At 63.4% G+C, this 19,661-nt stretch carries 19 protein-coding genes; 18 read left to right on the plus strand and 1 reads right to left on the minus strand.

Annotated elements, in window-relative coordinates; all coding sequences use genetic code 11:
- Positions 1-409: 409 nt before the first annotated feature.
- The 10 genes from X742_RS1000000171885 (at position 410) to X742_RS169265 (ending at position 9,347) form a co-directional block, all read left to right on the plus strand.
- A complete protein-coding gene (locus tag X742_RS1000000171885) occupies positions 410-574 on the plus strand; it encodes a DUF3309 family protein (protein ID WP_023769518.1) in 165 nt (54 codons plus the stop codon).
- 356 nt (positions 575-930) lie between these two features.
- Positions 931-1,656: a GntR family transcriptional regulator gene (locus tag X742_RS169305; RefSeq protein WP_023769519.1), complete on the plus strand. Its 726-nt coding sequence runs from the start codon at positions 931-933 to the stop codon at positions 1,654-1,656.
- Between the two features lie 3 nt (positions 1,657-1,659).
- The gene (locus X742_RS169300; protein WP_023769520.1) at positions 1,660-2,709 is read left to right on the plus strand and encodes an ADP-ribosylglycohydrolase family protein; all 1,050 of its coding nucleotides are present in this window, start codon (positions 1,660-1,662) and stop codon (positions 2,707-2,709) included.
- Entirely contained in the window at positions 2,706-3,683 is a 978-nt protein-coding gene (locus X742_RS169295; RefSeq protein WP_023769521.1) for a PfkB family carbohydrate kinase, read from the plus strand. Before X742_RS169300 ends, X742_RS169295 begins: the two co-directional genes overlap by 4 nt.
- A gap of 39 nt (positions 3,684-3,722) precedes the next feature.
- Positions 3,723-4,784, plus strand: coding sequence for an ABC transporter substrate-binding protein (locus X742_RS169290; RefSeq protein WP_023769522.1), 1,062 nt, complete (start codon positions 3,723-3,725; stop codon positions 4,782-4,784).
- A 67-nt stretch (positions 4,785-4,851) separates the two neighbouring features.
- The gene (locus X742_RS169285; RefSeq protein ID WP_023769523.1) at positions 4,852-5,721 is read left to right on the plus strand and encodes an ABC transporter permease; all 870 of its coding nucleotides are present in this window, start codon (positions 4,852-4,854) and stop codon (positions 5,719-5,721) included.
- Positions 5,721-6,509, plus strand: coding sequence for an ABC transporter permease (locus tag X742_RS169280; protein ID WP_031240750.1), 789 nt, complete (start codon positions 5,721-5,723; stop codon positions 6,507-6,509). Before X742_RS169285 ends, X742_RS169280 begins: the two co-directional genes overlap by 1 nt.
- A complete protein-coding gene (locus X742_RS169275; protein ID WP_023769525.1) occupies positions 6,509-7,576 on the plus strand; it encodes an ABC transporter ATP-binding protein in 1,068 nt (355 codons plus the stop codon). Before X742_RS169280 ends, X742_RS169275 begins: the two co-directional genes overlap by 1 nt.
- Positions 7,577-7,653: 77 nt before the next feature.
- Positions 7,654-8,904 carry an aconitase X gene (locus tag X742_RS169270; protein WP_023769526.1) on the plus strand — a complete coding sequence of 417 codons (1,251 nt, stop codon included), beginning with the start codon at positions 7,654-7,656 and terminating at the stop codon, positions 8,902-8,904.
- Positions 8,901-9,347: a DUF126 domain-containing protein gene (locus tag X742_RS169265; protein WP_023769527.1), complete on the plus strand. Its 447-nt coding sequence runs from the start codon at positions 8,901-8,903 to the stop codon at positions 9,345-9,347. Before X742_RS169270 ends, X742_RS169265 begins: the two co-directional genes overlap by 4 nt.
- A gap of 135 nt (positions 9,348-9,482) precedes the next feature.
- On the opposite strand, the gene X742_RS169260 is transcribed toward X742_RS169265, so the two are convergent.
- Positions 9,483-10,511 (minus strand): LacI family DNA-binding transcriptional regulator, encoded by a 1,029-nt coding sequence (locus X742_RS169260; RefSeq protein ID WP_023769528.1) that lies wholly within the window; start codon positions 10,509-10,511, stop codon positions 9,483-9,485.
- A 357-nt stretch (positions 10,512-10,868) separates the two neighbouring features.
- On the opposite strand from X742_RS169260, the gene X742_RS169255 reads away from it, so the two are divergent.
- From X742_RS169255 to X742_RS169220, 8 genes are all read left to right on the plus strand, one after another.
- Complete coding sequence (locus X742_RS169255) at positions 10,869-12,482, plus strand: extracellular solute-binding protein (RefSeq protein WP_023769529.1); 1,614 nt, start codon at positions 10,869-10,871, stop codon at positions 12,480-12,482.
- Between the two features lie 82 nt (positions 12,483-12,564).
- Positions 12,565-13,425, plus strand: coding sequence for a carbohydrate ABC transporter permease (locus tag X742_RS169250; RefSeq protein ID WP_023769530.1), 861 nt, complete (start codon positions 12,565-12,567; stop codon positions 13,423-13,425).
- Complete coding sequence (locus X742_RS169245; protein WP_023769531.1) at positions 13,422-14,381, plus strand: sugar ABC transporter permease; 960 nt, start codon at positions 13,422-13,424, stop codon at positions 14,379-14,381. Before X742_RS169250 ends, X742_RS169245 begins: the two co-directional genes overlap by 4 nt.
- On the plus strand, positions 14,378-15,469 hold the full coding sequence (locus X742_RS169240) for an ABC transporter ATP-binding protein (RefSeq protein ID WP_023769532.1): 1,092 nt from the start codon (positions 14,378-14,380) through the stop codon (positions 15,467-15,469). Before X742_RS169245 ends, X742_RS169240 begins: the two co-directional genes overlap by 4 nt.
- Positions 15,470-15,472: 3 nt before the next feature.
- On the plus strand, positions 15,473-16,540 hold the full coding sequence (locus X742_RS169235) for an ABC transporter ATP-binding protein (RefSeq protein WP_023769533.1): 1,068 nt from the start codon (positions 15,473-15,475) through the stop codon (positions 16,538-16,540).
- 35 nt (positions 16,541-16,575) lie between these two features.
- Positions 16,576-17,673: a Gfo/Idh/MocA family oxidoreductase gene (locus X742_RS169230; RefSeq protein WP_023769534.1), complete on the plus strand. Its 1,098-nt coding sequence runs from the start codon at positions 16,576-16,578 to the stop codon at positions 17,671-17,673.
- Positions 17,674-17,717: 44 nt separating this feature from the next.
- Positions 17,718-18,632, plus strand: a complete 915-nt coding sequence (locus tag X742_RS169225) for a sugar phosphate isomerase/epimerase (protein WP_023769535.1) — start codon at positions 17,718-17,720, stop codon at positions 18,630-18,632.
- Between the two features lie 56 nt (positions 18,633-18,688).
- A complete protein-coding gene (locus tag X742_RS169220; RefSeq protein WP_023769536.1) occupies positions 18,689-19,633 on the plus strand; it encodes a substrate-binding domain-containing protein in 945 nt (314 codons plus the stop codon).
- Positions 19,634-19,661: the final 28 nt, after the last annotated feature.

Raw genomic sequence — 19,661 nt, forward strand, 5'->3', positions numbered from 1 at the left:
TCCGTCGAACCCGAGCAACCCATCCAATCCCAATCACCCCAACGTCCCGGGTATCGTGGCCCAGATGTCAAGCTCGCAGGTGACGCGCATGAAGAAGCGCTGCGTCGATGTCCTCAGCAGCGAAGGGACCTATGACCGCGACTTGCGGCAACTCTGCCTGCTGATCGCACGCCGCTGAGGCTGAGGGAGGTTGCGGACCCAGCCGTAGGCCTGGCCGCACTCTCCTGGCCTCCGGCCGGTGGGGAAGCCCGTCGTCCAGGCGGGCTTTCTGCGTTGCGGGCTGTGAGTTCCGGAGCCGCGATAGTCCAGCGGAACGCCAGCCCCTCTAAAACGTTCATACCTTGCAACATCCGAAATGGCGCGATGTTGAACCAGCGCGAAAGCGCGCATTTCAGGAGCAGGGAAGGCCATGGGTCTCGGAACGATACTTATCATTATTCTAATCCTCGCGCTGCTCGGCGGCTTCAGCGGTCTCGGCGGTGGCCCGTTCTACGGAACCGGTTATTATGGCGGTGGCGGTCTCGGACTTGTGTTGATCATCGTCATCATCCTTGTCGTCCTGGGACGCATCTAGCCGGCTCCTCTTGTGTCGCCGGCGTCGCGGTCCCGTGAGCGAACCCGCGGCGGCGTGCACTGGAATGCGAGGGAAGCAGGCCGGCTTGTGATCATGCGCCCCGCAGGACGGCCGTATAGTTTCACGGTCCACGCCCCCCGTGGAAACAAGAGGAGAGGGTCCCACCCCTTCATCCTCCTCCAAGGCCGGCCCCGGTTCCCGGAGCGGGCTTTCGTTCTTCTGAAAAGAGATTGCCTCGAAGTGCTCCGCCGGTGCCGGCGGCTTGCAGCGAAGCACCCGTCACCATTGGTCGTTGACAGAGCTCACGCACAAATATATTGAACAGGATTATACAGGTTCACTGAACAGGTACGCATATGAAGCGGCGCGCGGTTCAATTGTCTCCCGGCACGGGAAAGCCCGAGCAGATCGCGACCGTTCTGGAGCGTGAGATTCGTTCCGGCGTTCTTGGTTTCGGTGACAGGCTGCAAAGCGAAAACGAGCTCGTCCAGCGCTTCTCCGTCAGCCGCAACACCATCCGCAAAGGTCTCGAGGAACTCTCCAGCCGCGGCCTGATCACCACTAAGGTTGGCATCGGCTCTTTCGTCACCTTTGATGGCATGCCGGTCGATGATGCCGTCGGCTGGTCGCGGGCGCTGGCCAATGCGGGTGCCAATGCAGAGACCCGGACGTTGCGGCTGGAGGTCATAGAGGATGCCGAACTGGCGATCTTGCTGGATGTTGGAAGCCCGTTCTTCATCGCCGTCGACCGGGTGCGCACCAATGCCAGCGACGGTCATGCGATCTCGGTCGAACGCAGCCGCCTGCCGCTGTCACCCGAACTGGAGGACGTGCCACTGCGCGGCCTGCGCGAGGGTTCGCTGCACCAGACGCTACGCGGGGCGGGGCTGATACCAGACCATGGCGAGGAGTGGGTCGACATCGAGATGCTGAACGCAGATGACGCTGCCATCCTCGGCTGCCCGCAAGGCACGCCCTTCCTGCGCGGGCGTCGGCTGACGCGCGCGGCCGACGAGCGGCCGATCGAATATGTCACCAGTCTCCTCAATCCCGCGCATTTCGCGCTGCATATGAGGTTCTGAGCGATGCCGGACTACGAGTTTGAGATGGATCGCGCCATGGGCGCGCTTGTCGGCGGAGCGCTGGGCGACGCGCTCGGCATGCCGACGCAGCTTCTGTCACCGGCCCGCATCGCCGAACTCTACGGCCGTGTCGAGGATTTCATCGCCCCCTTCGCCGGTCATCCGGTATCGAAGGGGCTGCTGGCCGGCACCGTCACCGACGATACCGAACAGGCATTGCTGCTTGGCCGCATTCTCGTGGAATCGGGCGAGCGCTTCGACCATGCGCGCTGGGTGAACGCGCTGCTCGACTGGGAGCGTGAGGTCAAGGCGCGTGGCAGCTACGAACTCCTGGGGCCGTCGACCAAGCGCGCGATCGACGCCATCAACAACGGCGTGCCGGCGGAAGAGGCGGGGCGTAGCGGCGACACCAACGGCGCCGCCATGCGTATCGCGCCCGTCGGCATCATGATGCCGCCGGAGCCGCTGGACGCGTTCGTCTCCAAGGTGGCCGAGACCTGCAAGGCAACGCACAACACGTCGATCGCGATCGCCTCCGCCGCGGCGGTCGCAGCCGCCGTCAGCCGTGGCGTTGCCGGTGGTGATTGGTACGCGGCGTCCGACAGCGCGGTCGCGGCGGCGCAGCGAGGGGCAACACTTGGAAATTGGGTCACCGGCGGAGACATCGCCGCGCGCATCGTCTGGGCGCAGGCGCTGGTACGCGGCAAGGCGAAGAGGGACGCGATCCGGCTGATTACCGATCTGGTCGGCACCGGCGTCGCCAGTCAGGAATCGGTTCCAGCCGCGTTTGCCGTGCTGGAAGTCGCCGGCGGCGACCCATGGCAAGCGGCTGTCATAAGCGCCAATCTTGGCGGCGACACCGACACGATCGGCGCCATCGCCGCCGGCATGGCTGGCGCCTGTGCCGGCTTTTCGCGCCTGCCGCAGCATCGTGTCACGAGCCTCACGGGCATCGACATGGCGCAAGTACAGGCGCTGGCCGCCGATCTTGTCGCGGCGCGAATGTCGGGCGGTCGCGTCGGCAAGGCCGGTTCCGGCAAGGATGCGGGATGAGCGCGCGTCTCGTCCATGTCGGCAGCGCGGTGGTCGACTATGTCTACCGCATCGATGTCCTGCCAGCGCCCGGCACCGAGAAGACGGCGTCGGACTATGCGCAGGTCGCTGGCGGCGGCTTCAACATGATGGTTGCCGCGACCCGTACTGGTATGAAGGTGGTGTTTGGCGGCCAGCTCGGCAGCGGTCCGAATGGCGACTTCCTGCGCGCCGCCTTCGCCGCCGAGGGCATCCAGACGCTGACGCTGCCTTCGCCTCTGATGGACAGCGGCAATTGCGTCGCCATGATATCGAGCGACGCCGAACGCACCTTCGTCTCGTGGCCAGGAGCGGAGAGCGTTCTCAGCCTCGACCTGATGGCGCCGGTGGTGATCGGGCCGCATGACTGGGTGTTCACGTCAGGCTACACGCTCAGTTATCCTGGCAGCCACGATGCGCTGACCGGTTGGATCGAGGCGCTGCCGGCGGACATTCCCTTCGTCTTCGATCCGACGCCGGTCGTAGCGGACATTCCACGTGCCATTCTCGACCGTGTGCTTGCCCGCACGACTTGGCTGAGCTGCAACACGACAGAGGCGGCCGAGATTGCCGGCCAGGGCGATGTCGAGGCGCTCGCGGCGCGACTTCTGGCCGAGCATTGCCCGCAGGCTGCCGGTGTCGTCATCCGCTCCGCCGCCAAGGGCTGCCATGTCGGGCTGGCCGACGGTTCGGCGCAAACCATCGCCGGTTTCAAGGTTGCCGCGATCGATACCAATGGCGCTGGGGACACGCACATCGGCGCCTTCGTCAGCGCGTTGGCGCGTGGCGTGCCTCCCTTCGAGGCGGCGGCCTATGCCAACGCGGCGGCCGCCATTTCGGTGACTCGCCACGGCGGCTCATCGGCACCGACCGACGCGGAAATCCAGACTTTCCTGAGCCAGGCCGTTTCTACCGGCGTGCCAGGCCAGACACAGAAGGCCCATCAGACAGCCTGACAAGCCCGGGAAGCGGGCAAACACAGAGAGGAACGAACCATGCGCATGCCTGACTTGACTGCTCTCTTGACGGCGACCGCCGTCTTCACCTCCGCACTCGCTTTTGCCGCCAAGGCCGACGAGGTGCATGTGCTCAACTGGAAAGGCTATGGCGCTGACGAGCCGTGGGCCATTGCCGCTTTCGAGAAGGCGACCGGCAACAAGGTCGTCAACGACTTCTTCAATTCCGAACAGGAAATGCTGACCAAGATCCGGACCAATCCCGGCCTCTATGACGTCGTCATGATCAATGCCGCCTTCAACGATCAGGCAATGGCCGAGAAGCTGATCCAGCCAATCGATACCTCCAAGCTGCCGAACTATGCCGACATCAGCAAGGACAAGGCGGGATCGCCGATGCTCGACCATGACGGCAAGGTCTATGGCGTGCCGTGGGTGTGGGGCTTGACGGCGCTCGCCATCAACGAAAAATCCTTCGACAAGCCGCCGACGTCGATCGCCGAAATGTGGGACCCCGCGCACAAGGACCGTGTCGTCATCCGCGACGACGCCGTCGAGGCGGTGCAATTCGGCGCCATCGCCACCGGCCAGAACATCAACGACATCAAGGATATGGATGCGGTCAAGACGAAGCTCACCTCGCTAATGCCGCAGATCAAGACCTTCTGGAGCTCGGAGAACGACTGGAACCAGATGGTCGCCTCCAACCAGATCGACATTGGCACCTATTGGAGCGGCTCGGCCGACCGCGCCAAGACGCATTTCAAGCTGCCGGTTTCGCTGGTCATCCCGCAGGAGGGCGCCGTCGCCTGGCTCGACGCCTTCTCCATTCCGGCCGGCTCGAAGAATGTTGCCGGTGCCGAGGCCTTCATCAACTACATGATCGATCCGAAATTCTATGTCGAGTGGGTCACCAAGGTCGGCGCGCCGGTGTCAGCCAACATCAAGGCGGTGGAAGCGCTTCCCGAGGATGCCTTCAACCGCAAGGTCATGGGCGATCCCGCGGTGGCCAAGCGTATCCAGTTCCAGGCGCCGATCACCGACGCGCAGCGCGAAGCCTATCTGGCACTTTGGCAACAGCTCAAGGTCGATGTGAAGTAGAGACACGCGTCAAGACCAGCCGGCGGTTCGCGCCGGCTGGTCCTCAATCCTGGGGAGGTGGGGTAGCATGGCGGCACAGGGCGCGGTCGCGGCGCGCGGCGGGCTGAGATCGGCTTTGCCGCTTTTGGCGCCGGCCTATCTCTGGCTGACGGTGGCGATCTTCCTGCCGCTCTCGGCCATGGTCTTTTTCTCCTTCATGACCGACCTGCCGCTGACGGCAAAGCCGTGGGCGTTCACGCTGGGCAATTACGCCGCCTTCTTCTCCCAGAGCCTCTATTTGACGCTGCTGCTGGCTTCGCTCCGCCTCGGCCTCGAAGTGACGTTGTGGTGCGTCGTCATCGGCTATCCTGCCGCCTATGTGTTGGCCAAGGTGCTGAAGGGCCGCAGCCGCGAGGCGATCTTCCTGCTGGTTATCCTGCCGTTCTGGTCGAACGGGCTGGTGCGCATCTTCTCCTGGGCGATGGTGCTGCGCGAGGGCGGCATTCTCGACACGGCCCTCAACGCCGTGCTGCCGTTCAAGATCAACATCGATCTGATGTATTCCTATCCAGCTGTCATCATCGGGCTGGTGCACTCCTACGTGCCCTATATGGTGCTGACCTGTTACCTCACGCTGCAGGCCATCGACGACTCGCTGATCGAAGCCGGGCGCTCGCTCGGCGCCTCGCGGCTGCAGGTCTTGAAGCGGGTCATCATCCCGCTGTCGCTACCGGGTTTGGTGGCGGGCGCGGCGCTCATCTTCGTGCCGGTGGTCGGTTCGTTCATGGAGCCACGCATTCTCGGCGGGCGAACCGGCACCTTCTACGGCACTGTCATCGAGGACCAGTTCGTCGCTGTCTTCAACTGGCCGCTAGGCGCGGCACTGTCCTTCATCCTGCTGGCCGTCGTGCTGGTCATTCTGGCGCTGGCGGCACCGGTGCTGCGGAGGGCCGCGTGATGATGACGACGCGCATTCTCGAATGGCTCGGCCGGATTTACATCGGGTTTCTGCTCGCCTTCCTCTATCTGCCGATTATCATCATGGCGCTGATGTCGTTCAACGTCTCGCCCTTCTACCAGCTGCCGTTCGAGTGGACGACCGAGTGGTACGCGTCGCTGTGGCAGAACGACCAATTGATCGCGGCCACCTGGAACAGTCTCGAGATCGCCGTCATCACCACCATCATCAGCTTGGTGCTCGGCTCGGCGGCTTCACTGGCGCTTTACCGTTATGAATTCCGCGGCAAGAAACTGCTGCAGGCGCTGCTGTTCCCGCCGATCGCCATTCCGTGGCTCATCACCGGTACGGCGATGCTGATCTTCTTCTTCGGCGTCGGCATCGGGCGCGGCCTGTTCGCCATCCTGCTCGGTCATGTCGCGCTGGCGCTGCCCTATGTCATCGTCGTTGTCTCGGCGCGGCTGCAGACCTTCGCGCCGGAGCTGGAAGAGGCGGCGCGCTCGCTCGGCGCCAACCAATGGCAAGTAACGATGCGCGTCACGCTGCCCTGGATCATGCCGGGTGTCATTGCCGGCGGGCTCTTCGCCTTCGCCGTCTCGTTCGATCAGTTTGTCGTGTCTTATTTCCTGGCGACGCCGGGCCAGACGACGCTGCCGGTCGAAATCTACGCCGCGATCCGCAAGGGCTTTACGCCCGAGATCAACGCGGTCTCGACGATCATCATTGTCGTGTCGATGGCGCTGATGCTGCTCACGGCGCGTTTCTTCAAATTCGGCGGAGAGAAATAATGGCCGGCGTCAAGGTATCGAACGTCTCGCGCAGCTTCGGCGCCCACAAGGCGCTGGACGATGTGTCCATCGATTTCGCCGATGGCGGTTTTTACGCGCTGCTCGGTCCATCGGGCAGCGGCAAGACCACGCTGCTGAGGCAGATCGCCGGCTTCGACTTTCCCGATTCGGGCAGCATCGCCATCGGCGGCGAGAGCGTCGAGCGGGTGCCGGTCGAAAAACGGCGCATCGGTATGGTGTTCCAGAACTACGCGCTGTTTCCAAATATGAGCGTTGCCGACAATGTCGCCTTCGGCCTGTCGGTGCGCGGCGAGGCGAAGGTGGTGATCGCCACGGAAGTGCAGCGCGCGCTGGACCTCGTGCAACTTGGTAAGCTCGGCGCTCGCCGTCCGCACCAGCTCTCCGGCGGCCAGCGCCAGCGCGTCGCGCTCGCCCGCGCAATCGTCACCAAGCCGCGCGTGCTTTTGCTGGACGAGCCGCTCGGCGCGCTCGACAAGGCGCTGCGCGTCGACATGCAGATCGAATTGAAGCGCATCCAGCGCGAGATCGGCATCACCACCATCTTCGTCACCCACGACCAGGAAGAAGCGCTGACGATGAGCGACCGCATCGGCATATTGCGTGATGGCAGGCTGGTGCAGGAAGGCCCGCCGGAAGAGATCTACGACCGGCCGAAGAGCGAATTCGCCGCCACCTTTCTTGGCGACGCTAACATCTTTCGCGGCGATGCCACCGGCAGCGGCATCCGCCTGCCGGACGGCACGGCGATTGCCGCCGGCGTCGGCGACAGGCTTGCCGCCGGCGCCAAGGCGAGCTGCGCCGTGCGGCCGGAACGCATCCGGATTGCCACCGATGCCGGAGCCTCGGACGGCGATGCGAACACGCTCAAGGGTCAGGTTTCCAAGCGCATCTTCGCCGGCAACAACAGCACGTATTTTGTCGAGCGCGCGGGTCAGACGCTGAAGGTCATCGTCCAGAATACTGGCGCCGACAGGCTGGTGGAAGGTCAGGATGTCGAGCTGCGCTGGTCGCCGGAGAGCACAGTGCTGATTGCGGCGGCGGGCTGATCCTCGTTTCGGCTCTTGCCAGAACGCTGACAATGAGGAACGCATAGCCGGGCGCAAGTTAAGCCCGGAGCATCTTGATGACGCTTGACCTGACGGCCCGCGACCGATCCATGCTCGACGGCGAGCAGGGGCCGTCCGCTGCCGCCGCTATGAAGATACTGCTTGCCTTTTCCAACGCGATTGGCGCCGGTGGCCTGCTTGATGTCACCGGCGCCCATATCGACGGCTGCCTCTATCACGGCAAGGCAGGGCTCGATTTCGTCGAACGGCTGGTCGAGGGAAGCGGACGTGTCCGGGTGCCGACGACGCTCAATGTCGGCTCGTTCGACCTCATCCATCCCGGCATGGTCAAGATGCCCGCGGCTGAAGAAATGCCGGCGCGGCGGTTGATGAAGGCGCATCTGGAGCTTGGCTGCCAGGCGACCTTCACCTGTGCACCCTATCAGACGCGGTTTCGGCCTGAATTCGGGCAGCAGATCGCCTGGGGCGAATCCAATGCCATCGTTTTCGCCAATTCGGTGATCGGTGCGCGCACCAACCGCTACGGCGATTTCATCGATCTGTGCTGTGCCATGACCGGGCGCGCACCGGCCTGGGGCCTGCATCTCAGCGAGAACCGGCGCGGCCGCATCCTGTTCGAACTGGATGTTGCCGACGGGGAGCCGAGCGACAGCCTGTTCGTCGGCGTCGGGCTGATCATCGGGCAAGCGAGCGGCGATCTCGTTCCGGTCATATCGGGCCTGCCGCAGCCACGCGACGAGGACCAGCTGAAGGCGCTTGGCGCGGCAGCAGCGACGACGGGCGCGGTGGCGCTGTTCCACGCGGTTGGCATCACGCCGGAGGCGGGAACGCTCGACGAGGCGTTCCGTGGTCAAGCGCCGGAAGAGACGATCCGCATCAGTCGTGCCGATGTCGATCAAGCGCTGGCCAGGCTGTCGCGCGTGCCTGACGGGACGCCGCTGGCGGCGGTTTCGCTGGGCACTCCGCATTTCTCGCATGCGGAATGGATGCGCCTGCTGCCGTTGCTGCGCGCGGTCGCGCCGGGCAGGGGCATCCCGATCTATGTCAATACGGGTCGCGCGACGCTGACGCGATTGCAGGAGGAGGGCGCGCTTGATGGCACGCAGGCGTTCGGCCTGATCCCCGTCGCCGACACCTGTACCTATGTCACTACCATTCTGGAGCGGCTCGACGGCGTGGTGATGACCAATTCCGGCAAATGGGCGCACTATGCTCCGGGCAATATTGGCGTGACGGTGGCCTTCGCCGAGATGCGCGATTGCATCCGTTCAGCGGCGGTCGGGCATGTCGTGCGGGGCGCAGCATGAGCGAAGCGGTGGAGACAGAAATCATCGCTCGATCCGGCACATTCCAATTGGCCGGTGCCGCCGAGGGAGAGGCGCTGGTGTTTTCGCAATCGCTCAGTTTCTGGGGCGGCATCGATTCCGAGACGGGAGATATCATCGATCACTCACATCCTGGCCTCGGTAAGAATGTCGCCGGCAAGATACTGATCATGCCGAGCGGGCGAGGGTCCTCGTCTTCTTCCTCTGTCTTGGCCGAGGCAATCCGCAGGGGCACCGCGCCCACCGCCATTCTTCTGGAACGGCCGGACCCGATCCTTGCCGTTGGCGCCATCGTCGCCGAGTTCCTCTACGGGATCAGCATGCCCCTGGTGGTCTGCGAGATTGGGCGCATTGCTTCCGGCGAGCGGATTGCGATCGATGTTGGTGGTGCCGTCGGGGCGATTGTCCGCAAGGTTAAGAAATGAGCACGCGCTGATAGGTGAGCGCGCCTCGAGGACGCGCCAACCTACCGGCCGATCAGGCGTGTCATTACCAGATGATTCAACGGACACGCCTAAATCCTTGTTTTTGTGCGTGCCGAGCCAAGTGCTGCGAGCGCCTCAAATCTCCGGGATGTTCTCCTTGAAGATCACCTGCAGCCTCGGCTGGTGCAATTCATAGGGGAGGCCCCGGACGGCGTGGGTCAGGATGTTGAGCGCCTCGCGGGCTTCGACGCGCGGGTTCTGGTCGATGACGGCGTCGAGCGTGCCGTCGAGCAGCAGTTCCTTGGTGCCGTCCGTCGCCTCGTGGCCGAGGAAAACCATGGATTGCGCACGGCCGCGTTCCTTCAGCGCGCGCGCGATGCCGGTGTTACCGGCGCCGACATTGTAGATCGCGGCAAGGTCGGGGTGGCGTTCCAGAAGGGCTGACGCCTCCGAATAGGCCTTTTCGCGGTCGTCGAGCATTTCGCGCATCTCGACGATCTCCAGATTGGGCGATTCCTCGGTCAATATGTGCCGGAAGCCCATCTCGCGTTCCTCGTGGCCGCGATAGGACAGCGAGCCTGCAAACAGCGCCACCTTGCCGGGGCTGCCTGAGCCCATGAAACGGTTGAGCAGATACCCGGCCAGCCGCCCAGCGGCGCGGTTGTCGATGCCGATATAGGCAACCCTTGGCACATGCAGGATGTCGGAGGCGATGGTCACCACCTTGACGTCGTTGGCCGATAGCGAGCGGATCGCCTCGCGCACCGTCGGATGGTCGAGCGCGATGACACCAACGCCTTGCGTCTGGCCGCGCAAATCCTGCAGCAGGCGGGCGAGCCGGTCGGGATTGAAGCCCTCTATGGTGGCGATATGGACGTCGAGATCGGGGCGCGCCAGGGCTTGTGCCTCGATGTGGCGGTGCAACATCTTGATAAAGGAATTGGTGCCGGCCGGCAGCGCGAAGTCGAGCCGGATGACCTCGCCGGGCACGGGCCTGGGCCGCGCACCGTTCGGACCTTCGGCGATGTAGCCGAGCCGCTGCGCCATGTCGAGCACGATCTCGCGCGTGCGCGCCCGCACGCCGGGGCGATTGTTGAGCACGCGGTCGACTGTAGCCGCGGAGACGCCGGCTTCCCGGGCTATGTCGGTCAGGGTGGAACGCACCGTCTCATCTCCTCAATGCATCAGGGATGACGCAGTGTCGGCTGGCGACCTGCTGGCGCCAACGCCCCGCTATCCGCGATTCTGATGGGAAATGATGTATCCGGCCTTGGCCGATGCGCAAGCCGCGAGGCTAAATCAACTTGTCCGGCGCGATCGTGTCGGAAAGGGAGATCACATTTCCCATCAAATCGGCGCATGTGAAGCGGTCTATGAACCTTGGCACGACGCATTTCCTCGCCTCTATGCGTTGTTGTGATGTGTTTTGATTATTAATGATGTTGACAGCGTTCCTATCCTGCCGTCAATATCCCTCATGGGGCTCGTGGAGGAAACATTGAGCCTGAGGGAGGAATTCCAATGTCTGATCTGATCCGCATCTCGCGACGCCGGTTGCTGGCGTCCGGAGGAAAGGCGGCGGTGTTCGTGGCCGCTGCAGGTATCGCTCCGCAATTCATTCGTCCCGGCCGCGCCTTCGCGGCCGATGCGCTCGCGCCTGGCATGATCGGCGGCCCGACGGGCTTCGATGGAGCCGAACGTTATCAATACGGTCCCGACACACCGGAGGGCCGCGCGGTCGAGGGCGCCAAGGCTTTGAAGGGCGCCGGCAAGGCGCCGGCCAAGATCGTGCTTGGCCTATCGGACGGCTCGATCGGCCAGCTCACCCAGCCTTTTCCGGCCGGCGCGCCGTCGATCAAGGAGCTGTGGGAAGAGGAAACAGGGATCCCGATCGAGATCGTCGGTCTGCCGAACGGCCAGGAATTCACCAAAACCATGCAGGACATCTCCACCAAGGGTGGGGCCTACGACATCTATTCGACCGAGTGGAATCGCCTTGGCGATCTCGCCGAGACCGGCGGTATCGCCAAGCTCGACGACTTCGTCGCCCAGTACAAACCCGAATGGGACGATCCCAAGACCGGCTATGTCGACGGCGCCAAGGGCGTATCGCTGCTCAACAAATATCGCGGCTCTAACTATGGCGTGTCGTTGGACGGCGACTTCCAGACCTGGGTCTACCGTACCGACCTGTTCGGTGACGAAGCCGAGAAGAAGGCGTTCAAGGACAAATACGGCTACGATTTGGCGCCCCCGAAAACCTGGAAGCAACACGGCGATATCGCCGCCTTCTTCCAGCGTCCGGACAAGGGCCTGTTCGGCTCCACCGACCTGCGCAACCAGGGCTGGGGCTACACCAACTGGTATCAGCGCTATGTATCGATGGCCTCGCCCAACCAGTTCCTGTTCGGCGACGACGGCAAGCCGCTGATCAATTCCGAGCACGGCATTGCCGCCACAAACGAATATGTCGGATCGCTGGTCCATCATTCGCCGGACGCGATCTCGTGGGGCTGGCCGGAGCAGTACGGCAATTTCGCCAAGGGCGGCGCGGCGATGACCTGTGCGTTCTCCAACCTGCCGAAATTCCTCGACAATGCCGGCAACAAGGATTCCAAGGTCACCGGCAAGATCGGCACGATGCTGCCGCCCGGCCGCGAGATCGACGGCAAACTGATCAGCCGCTCGGTGTTGTGGTTCTCACTGACCGGCATGGTCTCGTCGCAGTCGAAAAACCAGGAGGTCGCCTATCTCCTGCTGCAGTGGCTAGGCTCGGCTCGTATCTACGCCTGGATGAGCGCCAACCCCGGCGGCTATCTCGATCCGTTCCGGCTTTCGGATTTTTCCGATCCGCTGGTGCGCCAGACCTATCACGCCTACCACATGGACGTGGTGCGCGAGACGGTCGCCCGCACGGTGCCGACCATCAACTATCCCGGCGCCACCGCCTTCCACAACGCGCTGGACGAAAACCTGATGGCCTCGCTGACCAAGGCCAAGACATCGGAGCAGGCGATGGCCGACACGGAAGCCGAGTGGAAGAAGATCGCCCGGCGCATTGGCGAGGACAAATTTCTCGAAGCCATCAGGACCAACAAGGAGGCATGGCCGACGGTTCTTGATCCGATCAGCTGATCCATCTCCCTGGATCAAAGCCGGAGGGGAGGGTCATCTGCTCTTCCCCTCCGTAACCGACGCCACCAGCAAAAGCAGCCAGATGAAGCGTTCCGTCCCCTTCGAGATATTCCGCTACGCCGCGATCCTCGCGGCGATGGCTGTTACGCTGGTGCCGATCCTGTGGATGGTGTCGATGGCCTTCAAGCCGATCGCCGAATGGTCGGCGACGGGTGCGGACCTGACATGGTGGCCGAAGAACCCGACGCTCAGCAACTTCCGCTTCGTGTTCGGCGAATCCACCAACAGCCTGATCGTGGCGCTCGACCGCACCGCGCTGAAGCCGATCCTGTCGTCGCTTCTGTCGGCGGTGTTCGGCACCGCGATCGCCATGTCGGCCGGCACAGCCGCCGCCTATGGCCTGTCGCGCTTCGGCTCCGGCCAGAACCTGCCGCTGGCGCTGATCCAGCTCAGGCTGTTTCCGCCGATGGCGGTCATGATCCCTGTGATGATCATGTGGGCCTTCCTCAACTTCACCGACAGCTGGTGGGGGCTGGCGCTGATCTACGGCATCGTCACGCTGCCGTTTGCCTTCTGGCTGATGAAGACCTTCTTCGACGACATGCCGCGCGAGATCGAGGAAGCCGCCTTGGTCGAGGGTTGCTCGCGGCTGCGCGTCTTCACCCGCATCACCTTGCCTATGATGCGCGCGCCGCTGGCAAGTGCTGCCCTCTTCGTCTTCATCCTGAACTGGTCGGACTATCTGATCGCGTTGCTGCTCACGACACGCGAATGGGTGACGATCCCCGTCTACATGGCCTCGCTCTCGTCCTCGATGACCGGCCAGCTCTATGGCGCCAAGGCAGCGCTCGGCCTGATCGCGGCCGTGCCGCCGGTCATCATGGGCATCGCCATCCAGCGCCATCTGGTGCGCGGGCTCACCTTTGGGGCGCTCAAGCAATGAGCGCTGTGGTTGCGACGACTTCGGAGGGTGAGATGGACGCGGCCCGCGCAAAGCCGGCGCTGCGCGACGAAGGCATGCGGCTTGGCTTTCGCCTGACCTTGCCGGCGCAAATCCTGGTGCTGTTCATCTCGGCCTTTCCGCTCTTGATGCAGCTCTACATCAGCGTCACCGACTGGTCGCCACTCTCGGGCCTCGGCTGGTGGAATGCCTGGGAGATGTGGAACAGTTTCGCCAACTACACCGACCTTGCCGCCGACGCGCGCTTCTGGAGTGCGCTGAAGCGCACGGTTATCGTCATGGTCGTCTGCGTGCCGGCCGAATTCTTGTTAGGCTTGGCGCTGGCGACGCTGTTCGCCGACGACTTTCCCGGCAAGCGCATCTTCTATTCGGTCCTGCTGATGCCTATGATGGTGGTGCCGGCGGTGGCCGGCTACATGTTCTTCATGCTGTTCCAGTCGGGCGGCCCGGTGAACGACATTCTGTCGGCAATCACGGGCACGCAAGTCACCATTGCCTGGCTTTCGGACCCGACGCTGGCGCTGATCGCGGTGATGATCGCCGACATCTGGCAATGGACGCCGTTGATGTTCCTGATCCTGCTCGCCGGCCTGGTCGGTGTGCCGGAGGACCAGATCAAGGCGGCAACGCTGCTCGGCGCCAATCCCTGGCAGCGCTTTACCACCATCGTGCTGCCGAAGATGAAGACGATCATCATCATCGCGCTGGCGATAAGGGTGATCGAAAACTTCAAGATCTTCGACACGCTGTACATCATGACCGGCGGCGGCCCCGGCGTCGCCACCGAGACGATCTCCGTCTATATCTACAAGGTCACCACGCAGGATCTGATCTGGGGCTATGTGGCGGCTATCGCGCTGGCCATTCTGGTCGTGCTCTCCATCGTCGCCGTGTTCGCCATGAAGCGTATGGCACGGGCAAGGCAGGTGGCGGAATGAGCACGATCCAGCTCAAGCACCTCACCAAGACATTCGGCGACTTCACGGCGCTGAAGACCATGGACCTCGATATCGCCGATGGCGAGTTCATGGCTTTGCTCGGGCCTTCAGGCTGCGGCAAGTCGACGACGATGAACATGATTGCCGGAATGGAAGAGCCGACCAGCGGCAAGATCCTGTTTGGCGAGCGCGACATGGCCGGTGTGCCGATGGGCCGGCGTGGCGTTGGCTTCGTGTTCCAGAACTACGCGATCTTCACCCATTTGACGGTGCGCCAGAACCTAGCCTACGGGCCAAGGATGCGTGGCGCCGCCACGGCCGAGATCGATCGTCGCGTCGGCACGATCGCCGAGCTGCTGCAACTGACGCCGCTGCTCGACCGCAAGGCCGACCGGCTGTCGGTCAACATCCTGCAGCGCGTGGCGATCGGCCGCTCGGCAATCATGGAGCCGGCGATCTTCCTCCTCGACGAGCCGCTATCCAATGTCGACGCGGCCTTCCGCGCGGTGATGCGCACCGAGCTGAAACAGCTGCAGCGCCAATTCAAGCAGACCATGGTCTACGTCACGCACGACCAGCTCGAAGCCATGACCATGTCCGACCGTATCGCCGTCATGGATCACGGCGTGCTGCAGCAAGTGGGCACGCCGCTAGAGGTATACAACAATCCAGCCAATGTCTTCGTTGCCCGCTTTATCGGCTCGCCGGGCATGAACCTGCTCAAGGGCCGACCTGCGGAGAGTGACCGGGGTCTGGTCGTCGATCTCGGGGCGCTTGGCATTACGCCGCCATTGCCGGATGAGCTGGCCGCCAGCGTGCGCGGTACTCGCGGCGAGGTGCTCTACGGCTTTCGGCCGGAACAGGTGGCCGTGGCGGAGAATGGACGCGGGCTGGCCATGCCGGTCACTTTCGTCGAGCGCATCGGCGCGCGCACCATCGTTCACCTCGGCAAGGGCGACGGCGCCGTGAAAGCGGTGTTCGACAATGAGGTCGGACTGTCGATAGGGCAAACCGCGGTCGTCGCACCCGCAGCGTCGTCAGTGCGGGTCTTCGACGCCGTTAGCGGCCTTGCGATGAGAGCGGGTTGAGCCATGGCCGACATTGTCTTCCGCAATGTCACGAAACGCTACGGCACGACGCTTGCCGTCGACGACGCCTCCTTCGCCGTCAACGACAACGAGTTCTTCTGCTTCTTCGGGCCGCCGCTGTCGGGCAAGTCGACGATCCTGCGCCTGGTGCTCGGGCTGGAGGCGCCGGACGCCGGCGAAATCCTCATCGGCGGCAAGCCGGTCAATACGGTGTCGCCAGCCGAGCGCAACGTCGCCATGGTGTTCCAGAACCTGGCACTGTTCCCGCATATGAGCGCGCTCGACAATGTCCGTTTCCCGCTGGTCGAGCGCGGGGTCGCCGAGCTCCAGATCAAAAAGCGGGTCGCCGATGTCGCGGCCAAGCTGCATATCGGCCATATACTGCACAAGCCACCGGCACAGCTTTCAGGCGGCGAGCGGCAGCGGGTGGCGATCGCGCGTGCGCTGGTGCGCGACCCCAATGCCTATCTGATGGACGATCCGATCTCGGCACTCGATGCGCGGTTGCGCGAGGAAACGCGGGTCGAGCTGAAGCGCATCCAGCGCGAGCTCGGCAAGACGCTGATCTATGTCACGCACGACCAGGAAGAGGCGATGTCGATCGCCGATCGCATCGCCATCCTGGAAAGCGGAAGGATCCGGCAGATCGGCGCGCCGGCCGAGATCTATGATCGCCCGGCCAGCACCTACGTGGCGCGGCTGCTGGGTTCGCCTGTCATGAACATCCTCAAATCCGTTCAAGGCGAGGGCGGCATCGAAGCCGCCGAAGGCGCGATCAGCATCGCCGATCGCACGGCTCCGGCCGATGCTGTCGAGATCGGGCTGAGGCCGGAGGACATCAAGGTCAGACCCTGGAGCGACACCGAGAAGACGAGCCCCCGCCCGGTGCGGGTGTTCGAGGTCGAGCCGCTTGGCGGCTATACCGTGGTGACGCTCGCCGCCGGGCAAGCGCGGCTGAAGGCTTTGCTGCGCGGCCAGCCTGACATCAGGCCCGACGCGATGGTGGCGATATCCTGCGAGCCGACGCGCGTGCATTATTTCGGACAGGGCGGAGGCGCGTTGGCAAGATGAATGCGGCCGCAAGGACAGGATTTCGGGAGGAAGGCATGACAGGCAAGGGCTTCGAGTCGGATGTGAAGGTCCGCACGAAGGAATATCGGATCGGCTGCGTCGGCGCCGGCATGATCATGGCCGAGTGCCATCTGGCCGCCTACAAGGAGGTCGGCTTTCCAGTCGTGGCGATCGCCTCGCGGACCAAGGCGAATGCGCAAAAGGTCGCCGACCGTTGGGGCATCCCGACTGTCCACGACACCCCGGAACAGCTGATCGAGGATGCAAATGTCGAGATCATCGACCTCGCGTTTCCGCCGGACCAGCAGCCGGCGTTGATCCGCCATGCGCTGAAGCAGAACCACATCAAGGGGATCCTGGCGCAAAAGCCCTTGGCGCTGTCGGTCGAGGAAGCGGTCAAGTTGCGCGACGAAGCGGCGAAGGCCGGCAAGATCCTCTCGGTCAACCAGAACATGCGCTACGACCAGTCGATGCGCGTGTTGAAGCAGATCATCGACAGCGGCGCGCTCGGCGACATCGTCTTCGCGCAGATCGACATGCACGCCATTCCGCACTGGCAGACTTTCCTTCAGGGCTACGACCGGCTGACGCTCGCCAATATGAGCGTGCACCATCTCGACGTGCTGCGCTTCCTGTTCGGCGATCCCGATGAGATCACGACGCTGACGCGCAAGGATCCGCGCACGACATTCGACCATTCCGACGGCATCACCGTCTCGACCCTGCGTTTCCCCACGGGTGTGCTTGCCGTTTCGCTGGAGGATGTGTGGTCCGGTCCGCACCAGGACGGCTACAAGGACGATCAGCACATCAACTGGCGCGTCGACGGCACCAAGGGCGTCGCCAAGGGCACGATCGGCTGGCCGACCGGTGCTGCTTCGACGCTGACTTATGCTTCGGCCGAAACGACCGGCGGCGAGTGGGTAACTCCAAGCTGGGAGACGATGTGGTTCCCGCATGCCTTCATCGGCGTCATGGAGCAGCTGCAGCATGCCGTGAAGACCGGTACGGCGCCGGCGCTCACCGTCGCCGATAACGTCAAGACCATGGCGCTGGTCGAAGCGGGCTACCGTTCGATGGCCTCGGGCCGCACGGTCAAGCTTTCCGAAATCTCCACAAACGCAACTAACTGAAAATCGCGGACAACTGAATCGCTTACAGGGAGGAATTCAAGATCATGATGCAGGCAGGTATTTTCACGGGCTATTTCCCATACGGCCTCGAAGAGACGGCGAAGAAGATCCGCGGCCTTGGTTTCAACACGGTGCAGCTGGACCTGCATTTCAGGGACGTTGATCTCTCGGCCGGCCAGATCACCAAGGACAAGGCCAGGAAGGTGCGCGACGTCTTCCGCGACCACAACCTGCCGGTCTGCTGCGTGTCGGGCTACACCAACATCATCCATCCCGACAAGGCCGAGCGCGACAAGCGCGTCGGTTATCTCAAGGAGATCATCCGCAACGCGCGCGATTTCGGCAGCCCTTACGTGATCTCGGAGACCGGCACTTACAACACCGAATCCGACTGGGTGCATCACCCCAAGAACAAGACCGAGGAAGGTTTTGAGGAATGCCGCAAGGTCATCGCCGATCTTGCCCAGACGGCTTACGACCATGGCGCGGTCTTTCTGCTCGAAACCTATGTCAACAACGTCGTCGGCTCGGTCGAGGAAACGGTGAGGATGTTCGCGCAGGTCGACCATCCAGGCCTGGGCCTGCTGATGGACCCGACCAATTATTTCGAGACGCACAACATCGACCAGATGGATCAGATCCTGAACCAGGTGTTCGACACGCTGACCGACAAGATCAGGATAGCGCATGCCAAGGACGTCAAGCGCTCGGGCGAGGACAAGTCGGAGAAGCACGCCGACATCGGCGATGCCGACGCGATGGAAAGCCATACGTTCCGCGGGGTTGGCGAAATCGAACTGCCGGCGCCGGGCCTCGGTTCGCTGAACTACGACCTCTATCTCCAGCGGCTGGCCGAAAAGCATCCGAATATCCCGGTGATCATCGAGCATCTGTCGGAAGACGACGTGCCGCGCGCCAAGACATTCCTCGACGGGAAATTCCGCGCCAACGGCCTGTGACGGCTAGCCGCGCCACCGGTGCACGGCAGCGCGGCTTCAAACAAGGGAGGAAAGAAATGTTGAAATTCGTATCGAAATTGGCGGCCGCCGCGACAGTGCTCGCCGGCGTCGCCCTTGGCACGGCGGCGCAGGCGCAGGACGGCCAGAAGACCTTCTATCTTTTGTCGCATGGCGGTCCGTCGGATGCGTTCTGGATCGACTGGAACGCCGGCGCGACCAAGGCCTGCGACCAGCTCAAGGTAACGTGCAAGATTTCCTTCAGCGGCGGCGACATGGCGGCGCAGAAGGAGGCCTTCAACTCGGCGCTTGCCGCAAAGCCCGACGGTATCGCCACCACGTCGGCACAGCCGGGCCTGTGGACGGAGGAGGTGAAAGCAGCCAAGGCGGCTGGCATCCCGATCGTGTTCTTCAACACCGACGATCCGGCGACAGGGCGGCAGGCCTATGTCGGCGCGGACCTGAAAGAAGCGGGTGTCATCTGGGCCAAATATCTGGTCGACCACAAGATGGTGAAGCAGGGCGACAAGGTTTTCCTGCCGGTCGAGGTTCCTGGCGCCAGTTACCAGCAGCTCGAGACCGAGGGCATCGCCAGCGTTTTCGATCCGTTGGGGATCAAATATGACGTGGTCGATTGCGGCACCGATCCGGCGGGCATCATCGCCAAGATGACCGACTACATGGTCGCCAACAATCCGCCGGCGATCATCGCGCTCGGCGATTCCGTGGCCGCCAGCGTCAAGCGCGTCTTCGACGGCGCCGGCGTGCCGGCGGGCAAGGTCCCGGTCGTCGGCTGGGGCAATTCCAAGGAGACGGCGCAAGCTGTCAAGGACGGCTTCGTTAATGCCGCCGCCTGGCAATATCCCTCCGCGCAAGGCTTCATGCCGGTGGCGCTGCTCGGGCTTGCCGCGTCGGGCGAGCCGATCGGCTACGACATCCACACTTTCGGTCTCTACGACGCCTCCAGCGTCGACCCGATCCTGAAGCTCTACGACAAGAAATGAGAAAAACAGCGCCCGCCGGAAAAGCGGC

The sequence above is a fragment of the Mesorhizobium sp. LNHC229A00 genome, from assembly GCF_000502415.1.
Taxonomy (GTDB): Bacteria; Pseudomonadota; Alphaproteobacteria; order Rhizobiales; family Rhizobiaceae; genus Mesorhizobium.

What these genes read in the sequence shown, in the direction of transcription:
- X742_RS1000000171885 (WP_023769518.1), top strand. Translation starts at nt 410, where the DNA reads ATGGGTCTCGGAACGATACTTATCATTATTCTAATCCTCGCGCTGCTC.
- X742_RS169305 (WP_023769519.1), top strand. Translation starts at nt 931, where the DNA reads ATGAAGCGGCGCGCGGTTCAATTGTCTCCCGGCACGGGAAAGCCCGAG.
- X742_RS169300 (WP_023769520.1), top strand. Translation starts at nt 1,660, where the DNA reads ATGCCGGACTACGAGTTTGAGATGGATCGCGCCATGGGCGCGCTTGTC.
- X742_RS169295 (WP_023769521.1), top strand. Translation starts at nt 2,706, where the DNA reads ATGAGCGCGCGTCTCGTCCATGTCGGCAGCGCGGTGGTCGACTATGTC.
- X742_RS169290 (WP_023769522.1), top strand. Translation starts at nt 3,723, where the DNA reads ATGCGCATGCCTGACTTGACTGCTCTCTTGACGGCGACCGCCGTCTTC.
- X742_RS169285 (WP_023769523.1), top strand. Translation starts at nt 4,852, where the DNA reads ATGGCGGCACAGGGCGCGGTCGCGGCGCGCGGCGGGCTGAGATCGGCT.
- X742_RS169280 (WP_031240750.1), top strand. Translation starts at nt 5,721, where the DNA reads ATGATGACGACGCGCATTCTCGAATGGCTCGGCCGGATTTACATCGGG.
- X742_RS169275 (WP_023769525.1), top strand. Translation starts at nt 6,509, where the DNA reads ATGGCCGGCGTCAAGGTATCGAACGTCTCGCGCAGCTTCGGCGCCCAC.
- X742_RS169270 (WP_023769526.1), top strand. Translation starts at nt 7,654, where the DNA reads ATGACGCTTGACCTGACGGCCCGCGACCGATCCATGCTCGACGGCGAG.
- X742_RS169265 (WP_023769527.1), top strand. Translation starts at nt 8,901, where the DNA reads ATGAGCGAAGCGGTGGAGACAGAAATCATCGCTCGATCCGGCACATTC.
- X742_RS169255 (WP_023769529.1), top strand. Translation starts at nt 10,869, where the DNA reads ATGTCTGATCTGATCCGCATCTCGCGACGCCGGTTGCTGGCGTCCGGA.
- X742_RS169250 (WP_023769530.1), top strand. Translation starts at nt 12,565, where the DNA reads ATGAAGCGTTCCGTCCCCTTCGAGATATTCCGCTACGCCGCGATCCTC.
- X742_RS169245 (WP_023769531.1), top strand. Translation starts at nt 13,422, where the DNA reads ATGAGCGCTGTGGTTGCGACGACTTCGGAGGGTGAGATGGACGCGGCC.
- X742_RS169240 (WP_023769532.1), top strand. Translation starts at nt 14,378, where the DNA reads ATGAGCACGATCCAGCTCAAGCACCTCACCAAGACATTCGGCGACTTC.
- X742_RS169235 (WP_023769533.1), top strand. Translation starts at nt 15,473, where the DNA reads ATGGCCGACATTGTCTTCCGCAATGTCACGAAACGCTACGGCACGACG.
- X742_RS169230 (WP_023769534.1), top strand. Translation starts at nt 16,576, where the DNA reads ATGACAGGCAAGGGCTTCGAGTCGGATGTGAAGGTCCGCACGAAGGAA.
- X742_RS169225 (WP_023769535.1), top strand. Translation starts at nt 17,718, where the DNA reads ATGATGCAGGCAGGTATTTTCACGGGCTATTTCCCATACGGCCTCGAA.
- X742_RS169220 (WP_023769536.1), top strand. Translation starts at nt 18,689, where the DNA reads ATGTTGAAATTCGTATCGAAATTGGCGGCCGCCGCGACAGTGCTCGCC.